This window comes from Micromonospora sp. 4G55, from assembly GCF_016803375.1.
In genome coordinates this window covers 1-8,765 of record NZ_JAEVHN010000232.1, presented here as the reverse complement: position 1 = coordinate 8,765, position 8,765 = coordinate 1, and the positions used below count along the sequence as shown (strand labels likewise).

6 protein-coding genes and 1 pseudogene are annotated in these 8,765 nt (G+C 73.2%); 4 read left to right on the top strand and 3 right to left on the bottom strand.

Translation table 11 applies throughout. The features are described 5' to 3' along the window. The 4 genes and pseudogenes from ccrA to JNW89_RS19195 all read left to right on the top strand — a co-directional run. On the top strand, window positions 1-1,243 hold a 1,243-nt coding region (ccrA, locus tag JNW89_RS19210), incomplete at its 5' end, for a crotonyl-CoA carboxylase/reductase (RefSeq protein WP_238449950.1). 279 nt (window positions 1,244-1,522) lie between these two features. Beyond that, window positions 1,523-2,791, top strand: a complete 1,269-nt coding sequence (locus tag JNW89_RS19205; protein ID WP_238449740.1) for a cell division protein DivIVA — start codon at window positions 1,523-1,525, stop codon at window positions 2,789-2,791. A gap of 178 nt (window positions 2,792-2,969) precedes the next feature. Beyond that, a pseudogene (locus tag JNW89_RS19200) lies at window positions 2,970-5,065 on the top strand (hypothetical protein). Between the two features lie 609 nt (window positions 5,066-5,674). Beyond that, window positions 5,675-6,775 (top strand): AI-2E family transporter, encoded by a 1,101-nt coding sequence (locus tag JNW89_RS19195; RefSeq protein WP_238449952.1) that lies wholly within the window; start codon window positions 5,675-5,677, stop codon window positions 6,773-6,775. Window positions 6,776-6,778: 3 nt separating this feature from the next. On the opposite strand, the gene JNW89_RS19190 is transcribed toward JNW89_RS19195, so the two are convergent. The 3 genes from JNW89_RS19190 to JNW89_RS19180 all read right to left on the bottom strand — a co-directional run bounded on the left by JNW89_RS19190 (window position 6,779) and on the right by JNW89_RS19180 (window position 8,513). Beyond that, on the bottom strand, window positions 6,779-7,579 hold the full coding sequence (locus JNW89_RS19190; RefSeq protein WP_238449949.1) for an alpha/beta hydrolase: 801 nt from the start codon (window positions 7,577-7,579) through the stop codon (window positions 6,779-6,781). A gap of 66 nt (window positions 7,580-7,645) precedes the next feature. Then, on the bottom strand, window positions 7,646-7,927 hold the full coding sequence (locus JNW89_RS19185) for a hypothetical protein (protein ID WP_238449951.1): 282 nt from the start codon (window positions 7,925-7,927) through the stop codon (window positions 7,646-7,648). Between the two features lie 97 nt (window positions 7,928-8,024). Then, on the bottom strand, window positions 8,025-8,513 hold the full coding sequence (locus JNW89_RS19180) for a hypothetical protein (RefSeq protein WP_238449948.1): 489 nt from the start codon (window positions 8,511-8,513) through the stop codon (window positions 8,025-8,027). Window positions 8,514-8,765: the final 252 nt, after the last annotated feature.

Sequence of the window (8,765 nt, the reverse complement as noted above, 5' to 3'; positions counted from 1 at the left end):
CCGGGCCGAGGACACCCGGATGTTCGACGGGATGGCCACCCGCGACAAGGACCCGCGCAAGGCCCTGCACCTGCAGGAGGTGCCCACCCCGGAACTCGCCCCGGGCGAGGCCCTGGTCGCGGTGATGGCCAGCGCCATCAACTACAACACGGTCTGGACCAGCATCTTCGAGCCGCTGCCGACCTTCAAGTTCCTTCAGCGCTACGGCCGGCTCTCCGAGCTGACCCGCCGGCACGACCTGCCGTACCACGTGGTGGGTTCGGACGCGGCGGGCGTGGTGCTGCGCACCGGCCCCGGCGTGACCAAGTGGAAGGCCGGCGACGAGGTCGTCGCGCACTGTCTCTCGGTGGAGCTGGAGGACGCGGCCGGCCACGACGACACCATGCTCGACCCGCAGCAGCGGATCTGGGGCTTCGAGACCAACTTCGGCGGCCTGGCCGAGCTGTGCGTGGTCAAGGCCAACCAGCTGATGCCCAAGCCGCGCCACCTGAGCTGGGAGGAGGCGGCCAGCCCGGGGCTGGTCAACTCGACCGCGTACCGGCAGCTGGTCTCGCACCACGGCGCGAACATGAAGCAGGGCGACGTGGTGCTGATCTGGGGCGCCTCCGGCGGCCTGGGCGGCTACGCCACCCAGATGGCGCTCAACGGCGGCGCGATCCCGGTCTGCGTGGTCTCCTCGCCGGAGAAGGCCGAGCTGTGCCGGAAGATGGGCGCCGAGCTGGTCATCGACCGCACCGCCGAGGGCTTCCGGTTCTGGAAGGACGAGCAGACCCAGGACCAGGACGAGTGGCGCCGCTTCGGCGAGCGGATCCGCGAGCTCACCGGCGGCGAGGACCCGGACATCGTCTTCGAGCACCCCGGCAGGGAGACCTTCGGCGCCAGCGTCTACGTCGCCAAGAAGGGCGGCACCATCGTCACCTGTGCCTCCACCAGCGGCTACCAGCACCAGTACGACAACCGTTACCTGTGGATGCACCTCAAGCGGATCGTCGGCAGCCACTTCGCCAACTACCGGGAGGCGTGGGAGGCCAACCGCCTGGTGGCCCTCGGCCTGATCCACCCGACGGTGTCGAGGACCTACCCGCTGGAGCAGACCGGCCAGGCGGCGTACGAGGTGCACCGCAACGCCCACCAGGGCAAGGTCGGCGTGCGCTGCCTCGCTCCCACCGACGGGCTGGGCGTCCGGGACACCGAGCTGCGCTCCCGGCACGAGGACGCGATCAACCGGTTCCGCGGCCACTGAGCCGTCCGGGTGATGCCGGCATGCCCATTGCGGTGAGGCGGCCATTGCCTTTCCACATGGGCGGCGCACCCCCATTCGAGTGACATCGGACAAAGGGCCGCGGGCATCCCCCGCGGCCCTTTTCCCGCTCACTCGGCGTGACCTCGGCCCGCCCGGGACCTGCCAAGATCGCCGATTGGTCCGGTGTCCGCCGAGCGCGGAAGTTGACCATGTAATGAGGACACGAAAGCTCGGGACCGCTCTTGCGAACGACCCCGGGGGGTCTGCAAGTATGTCCCAATGCCCCAGCAGCAGTCCTCCCCTCTCGCGTTCTTCGATAACGCGAACTCGCAGCCAGATTTCACCGTCGGCCTGCGCGGATACAACACCCACCAGGTCGATGACTTCATCGGCCGGATGACCGCCGCGCTGACCCAGTCCGAGCAGGCCCGCGCCGAGGCCGAGCAGCGGATGAACGACGCCCAGCGTCGGCTCCGCCAGGCCGAGCAGCGCCAGAGCGCGCTCGAGCAGAAGCTCACCGACACCAACAAGCAGCTCGAGGAGAACAGCCGGCCGACCCTCTCCGGCCTGGGCACTCGCGTCGAGCAGATCCTGCGGTTGGCCGAGGAGCAGGCCAACGACCACCGCAACGAGGCCAAGCGCGAGTCGGAGGGCATCCTCTCCGCGGCCCGCCTGGAGGCTCGGGAGATCACCGACAAGGCGCGCGCCGAGGCGGCGGCGATGAAGGCCACCGCCGAGCGGGAGGCCGGCAACGTCCGCACCACCGCCGAGCGCGAGGCCGCCGAGGTCCGCGTGCAGGCCCGCCGCGAGGCCGACACCCTGCGCGCCGACGCCGACCGGGAGACCAAGCAGCTGCGTACGGTCACCGCGCACGAGGTGGCTGAGCTGAAGTCCACGGTCGAGCGGGAGGTCGCCACCCTGCGCGCCACCGCCGAGCGGGAGATCACCCAGCAGCGGGCCAAGGCCGCGCGCGAGGCCGAGGAGAAGCGGGCCGAGGCGACCAAGCTGCTCACCGACGCCCGCGACAAGCGGGACAAGGACCTCCAGGCCCTGGAGCTGCAGCTCGCCGAGCGCCGCGAGAAGGCCGAGCGCGAGGAGTCCGAGCGGCACGCCGCGCAGGTCGCGCAGACCCAGAAGCTGGTCGGCGAGGCCGAGCAGCGGGCCCGCGCCGCCCAGGAGCGCGCCAAGGAGATCGAGCAGCGCGCCGAGGCCCGCCGGATCGAGTCCGAGCGCACCGCCAACGAGACCGTCGACAAGGCCAAGGCGCTCGCCGACAAGACCCTCAACGAGGCCAAGGCCGAGGCGAACCGGCTGCTCACCGAGGCGCGCACCGAGGCCGAGCTGACCACCCAGGCGGCCCGCCGCGAGGTCGAGGACCTCACCCGCCAGAAGGACGCCGTCACCTCGCAGCTCGGCCAGATGCTCTCCGGCCTGGCCGGCATCGTGCCGGGTGTGCCGGCCCAGCAGCCGGCCGCCGCACCGGCGAAGCCGGAGGCCGCCAAGGCCGCCGGCACCGAGCAGCGGGCGACCGCGGAGACGGCCAGCTGACCCACCGCACCGTCGGGGCATGAGTTCACGGCGCGGGGTGACACCGGGTGACCGGTGGCGCCCCGCGCCGTATGCGTTTCCCAACCCCTGATACGGCCGGTACGACCGTGATGAAGTAGGTCGCAACAGGGGCGTCCGTATCGCCCCAGCAGGACCGGATGCGTGTGAGGATGGGGGCATGTCGCACGGCGAGGAACTGTTCGCTCTCGGCGGGGACGTGACCACGGAGCCCAGCTTCGAGTCCGCCCTGCGGGGGTACGAGAAACGACAGGTCGACCGGTACGTCGCTCGTGCGGAGCACGAGATCGCGACCCTGACGGCCGAGCGGGAACAGGCGTACACCCAGATCCACAAGCTGGCCGGGCAGGTCGAGCATCTCCAGCGGGACCTGGCCCAGGTGCGCAAGCAGATCGGCGTGGTGGACCGCGCCTCGTTCAAGCACCTGGGACCCCGGGTCGAGCAGATCCTCGCCCTCGCCGAGGAGCAGGCGGACGCCATCCTGAGCGCCGCCAGCGAGGAGATCGAGGCCCGTCGCGCCGCCGCCGAGCACATCATCGACGAGGCCCGCGAGCAGGCCGCCCAGGCGCTCAAGGACTTCGAGATCGCGTTGGCGGCGCGGCGCGCCGAGGAGGAGCGGCACACCGCCGCCCGTAAGGCCGAGTCGGCGGCCGCGCTCAAGAGCGCCAAGGAGGACGCGGCCCGGCTGCGGGCCACGGCCCAGGACGAGTCGAATCGGCTACGCGCCACCGCCCAGGACGAGTCGACCCGGCTGCGCACCGCCGCCCAGGAGGCGCTGACGAAGGCGCAGCAGGAGGCCACCCAGCTCCGCAACACGGCCAAGGAGATCCACAGCCGGGCCCAGCAGGAGGCCACCAAGCTGCGCGAGACGGCCAAGGAGGCGCTGGCGAAGGCGCAGCAGGAGGCCACCGAGCTGCGCGAGGCGGCCAAGGAGGTGCACGCCAAGGCCCAGCAGGAGGCCAAGCGGCTCACCGAGTCGGCGGCCGAGGCCGGGCGGGCGACCCACGCCAAGGCCCTCCAGGAGGCCAAGCGGATCACCGACGACGCCGAGGAGGCCGCGAAGGGCACCCGGGGCCGGGCCCGGCAGGAGGCGCACCGGCTGACCACGGAGGCCGCCGAGACGGCCAAGCGCAGCCGCGCCGAGACCGAGGCGTACGTGCAGCGGATGCGCAGCGAGACCGAGGCGTACGTGCAGCACGCCCGCGCTCAGACGCAGCAGGAGCTGGGCGCCTGGCGGGCGGGCGTGGAGAAGGAGGTCAACGGCCGGCGGGAGGCCGCCGACCGGGAGCTGGCCCAGCGTCGCGCCGCCATCGAGCAGGAGTACGCCAAGCGCCGCGACGAGTTGGAGAAGCAGCACAAGACCCGCCACGACCAGCTGGAGCGGGAGTGGACGGCGCGCCGCGACGAGATCGAGCAGGGCGCCGCCGAGGTCCGGCGGGCGGCCGAGGTCGACGCGCTCACCATGCGGCGCCGGGCCGAGGAGGAGGCCACCACGCTGCTCCAGCGGGCCGAGACGGATGCGGCCGACAAGCGCCGCAAGGCCGACGAGCACGTCGCGGCGTCCCGCCGGCAGTTCGAGGAGTACGCCGCCACCACCCAGCAGCACCTGGCCACCACCAGCAGCACCTGGCCGCGACGCAGCAGGAGGCGGCGGCGGGCCGGCAGCAGCTCGCCCAGGTGATGCTGGAGATCGCGCAGGCCCAGCAGCAGCTCGCCGACCTGCGCCAGGAGACCTGGCAGGCGCGGCAGGAGTCCGACGAGCTCCAGCGGCAGATCACCGAGTTCCAGCTCCGGAAGGTCACCGGGACGGCGGCCGTACCGACGACGGACGGTGCCGCTCCGGCGCTCGCCGGGGTCACCCCGAGCACCGACGGCGCGAAGCCCACCGGCGACGGCGCGAAGTCCAAGGCCGACGCGGTGAAGGCCATCGCCGAGGGCGCGAAAGTCACCGGCGACGGCGCGAAGACCGCACCGGACACGGGCAGAGCCAGGCCGAACGCTGAGCCGGTCGCCGGCACGGACGGGACGAAGCCCAAGGCACGCCCGGCGGCCGAGCCGGTGACCACCGTGGACGGTGCACGGCCAGCGCCGGTGTCGACGGGGGAGCCGACGGTGGCCGCGGTGCCCGGCGCGGGCGGCCGCGAGGCCACCCCGACCAAGATCACCAGCACTGGGGAGAACGGCAAGCGGCCGACCAAGCCGACCACCGACGAGCGCGGCGCCAAGCCGAGCAAGGTCACCGCCGAGTCCGAGTGACCGGGGCCGTTCCGGCGGCGGCGAGCGCCGGAACGGCCGCCCGGCTGAGCTGGGCCAGGATTCGCCCGGCCCCCGCGCGGTGATCCGGCCGTCCGCGTCGCCACCGGCCGGATCGGATCGCCCTGTGCCGTCGAGGTCCTGAGCGTGTCCCGAGTCCTGACGCGCCTCGACCCGGCCCAGGACGGTCCCGATCCACAGCCGTCCCAGCCCCGCCACAATCGCGACCCACGATGGGTCCCGACCCACGACCGTCCGGCCCGCCACGGTCGCGGCCCACGCTCCCGACCTGGACGGCGGCCGGACAATGCGGGCAGGGCTGGCTCGGGCAGTTGCCGGCCACTACCCTCCGGGCAGAGGGCCGGCCCGGGGCTCGGGCCAGGGACGGTCCGACAGGTTCCGGCGTACCGCCGGGACACGATCCGGGGAGGTCGGGTGGGACAGGACGAACCGGTGGAGGGCGAATTTCGGGACGACGCCGGCACCCGACCCACCACGCCCGGTGGGAGACGCAATCAGCGCGACGGAGAGCACCCGTCGACCGACGCCGACCCCACGGACTTCGAGCCCACCGGGGAACGGCCCGCGGCCGGCGCGCACGCGACCACGTCGATCGACGCCGACTCGACGGAATTCGAGCCGGCCGCTCCGGTGGCGACCCCCTCGGGTCGCTACGGCCAGCCGGGGCGGCCGCTGCGGCGGAGCAGCTTCCTGGTCGGCTTCACCGGGGCGCTCGGCGTGCTGCTGGCGTACGCGCTCTATCTGGGCGTCCGCAACGCCGGCGGCATCCTCGTCCTGGTGGTCATCGCGCTCTTCCTGGCGATCGGGCTCAACCCGGCCGTGGTCCGGTTGCGCTCCTGGGGAGTGCCGCACGGTCTCGCGGTGGCGACGGTGGTGCTCACCCTGGTGCTGCTGATCGCCGGCGGCCTGGTGGCGCTCGTGCCCCCGGTGGTGACGCAAACCGGGGATTTCGTCGACCAGATCCCCAGCTACATCGAGGACTTGCGGCGCAACCAGACGGTCAACGACCTGGTGGAACGGTACGACGTGATGGAGCGCGTGCAGTCGGCGGCGAACGCCGACACCGTGGGCCGGGCGCTCGGCGGGGTGCTCGGCGGCGCCCAGCTCATCTTCGGCACCCTGCTCCGGGCGCTCACCGTGCTGGTGCTGACCATCTACTTCCTGGCCTACTTCGACAAGCTGCGCGCCCTGGCGTACGCGCTGGTTCCCCGCTCGCGGCGGCAGCGGGTCAGCCTGATCGGCGACGCGATCCTGACCAAGGTCGGGGCGTACATGGTGGGCGCGCTGAGCATCGCCGTGCTGGCCGGCGTGAGCACCTTCGTCTTCGCGCTGGTCGTCGGGTTGCCGTACCCGTTCGCGCTGGCCGTGGTCGTCGCCGTGACCGACCTGATCCCACAGATCGGCGCCACCCTCGGCGCGGTGATCGTCGCCCTGGTCGGGTTCGCCACCGGAGTGCCGACGGGGATCGCCTGCATGGCCTTCTTCCTGATCTACCAGCAGGTGGAGAACTACCTGATCTACCCGAAGGTGATGCGGCGGTCGGTGGAGGTCAACGAGGTGGCCGCCCTGCTCGCCGCGCTGCTGGGGGTGGCGCTGATCGGCGTGGTCGGCGCGCTGATCGCCATCCCGACGGTGGCGGCGCTCCAGCTCATCCTGCGCGAGGTGGTGCTGCCCCGGCAGGAGGCCCGCTGACCCTCAGTCCCGCACCGGCCCCGGGACGGGCGTGTCGGCGAAGGAGGCCACCGTGCGGTCGGCGTACGCGCTGACGTCGCCGGTCTCCATCGGGCCGTCCCAGGTGGTGGGCAGCGGCAGCGGCACCGCCGGGTTGACCCGCCGGACGATCTCGTCCAGCACCGTCTCGGCGTCGCCCACCCAGAGGTGCTTCGCGCCGGGCACCCCGACCACCTCGGCCTGCGGCACCGCCGCGAAGCGCTCCCGCGCCTCGTCCGGCCGCAGGTAGTCGTCGAACTCGGGCACCAGCGCGGTGAGCGGGGTGCCCGCCTCGGCCCACACCGCGAGATCCGCCGGCTCGGAGAAGCGCAGCGGCGGGGAGAGCAGGATGGCACCGGCCACCGCCGGGTCGCAGCCGTGCTTCAGGGCCAGGTCGGTGCCGAACGACCAGCCCACCAGCCAGATGTTCGGCAGCTCGTGGAACTCGGCGTACTCGATCGCGGCGGCCACGTCGAAGCGCTCCCCCACCGCGGCGTCGAAGGCGCCCTCGCTGGTGCCGCGGACGCTGCTGGTGCCCCGGGTGTTGAACCGGAGCACCGCCAGGTCGGCCAGGGCCGGCAGCCGCCAGGCCGCCTTGCGGAAGACGTGGCTGTCCATCATCCCGCCGTGGGTGGGCAGCGGGTGCAGGCAGACCAGGGTGGCCACCGGCTCCCGGTCGAGCGGCCGGGCCAGCTCACCGACCAGGCGCAGGCCGTCAGCGGTGTGCAGCTCGATGTCCTCCCGGTGGCCGGGCAGGATCGACGACGCGCGGATCGGTGTGCTCACCGCTCAAGTCTGGCGCGACTTCACCACCGCCGCCCGCCCGGGCGGAAACAGGGTGATCCAGATCGCTCAGCCGTACTTCGGCGCGCTGCGTCCGCGCTGGATCGCCGGGCCGCGCCGGTCCCGGGCCCGCCAGCAGCCGCTGTGCCAGTGCCGGCGGTCGGTGAGGTCGCCGGTGCCGTCCGCCGGCCAGGCCACCAGGTGCGCCACCCCGGGGCGGATCTCCTGGTCACAGCCGGGGCAGCGGTACGTCTTGGTGGACGCCCCGCCGCCGATCCCACGTACCTGCCACTCGCCGTCGCGCCACTGCTGCACCGAGGCGACGCCCTGGCGTACGCGGTCGGGCTCCAGGTGGGCGGCGTCGTCCCGGCGGGGACGATTGCGACGGGGACTCACGCTTTCCAGCGTACGGTCCGGCGGCCGGGACCTTCCGCCGGCCGGTGCCCGGTCAGTCCCAGCTCTCCGGCCGGGTGAGGTCGCCCTCGATCCGCGCCCCGCCGAGCACCGTGGCCGCGTCCGACTCGGTGAACCCCTGCTGCGGCCACCCGAAGCGGGCGGTGAGGTGCGCCTTGGGAATGCCGAGCAGCTCCAACTGATCGCCCCGGGGGTGGAGGTAGGCCGCTCTGCCGCCGATCGTCCGGTTACCCGTGCCCCGGCCCCCGGCGATCTCCGAGTGACGCTCCAAGCGGACGTCCATCACCTTTTCCCCCGGCGCGACGACGGTGAGAGTGACGTCCAGCGAGTCGGGGAAGTCGACCACGTTGACCGCGCAGCGCGACAGGAACGCGTCGGCCGGCAGCATGGTGAGCCGGAGCGGGGTGGCGCACCGGTGCGCCTGGTCCATCCGCAGCGCACCGACGGCCGTCCGCACGGCGGTGGCGTCCGGACCGACGGTGGTGGCCCGGGCGTGCAGCGGCCCGAGCCGCCAGCGCAGCACCCAGCCCGGCTCGCCGCCGGGGCCGGCCGCGGGAGCCGTTCGGCCCGCCCGTCGAAGTCGGCCGACGTGGTCCGGTCCGGGCCATAGATCATGCCCTCGTGGCGGGCCTGCTCGACCTCAGTCGGGTCGGGCGCCACGTCGATCGCCACCCGCCGCCCGCCGGTGACCTCCACCAGGACGCTCTCCACCCCGCGCCCGGACTCCCAGCCGAGGTAGCGCGCCGCGGGTGGTGTCCACCCCGAAGTGCAGCAC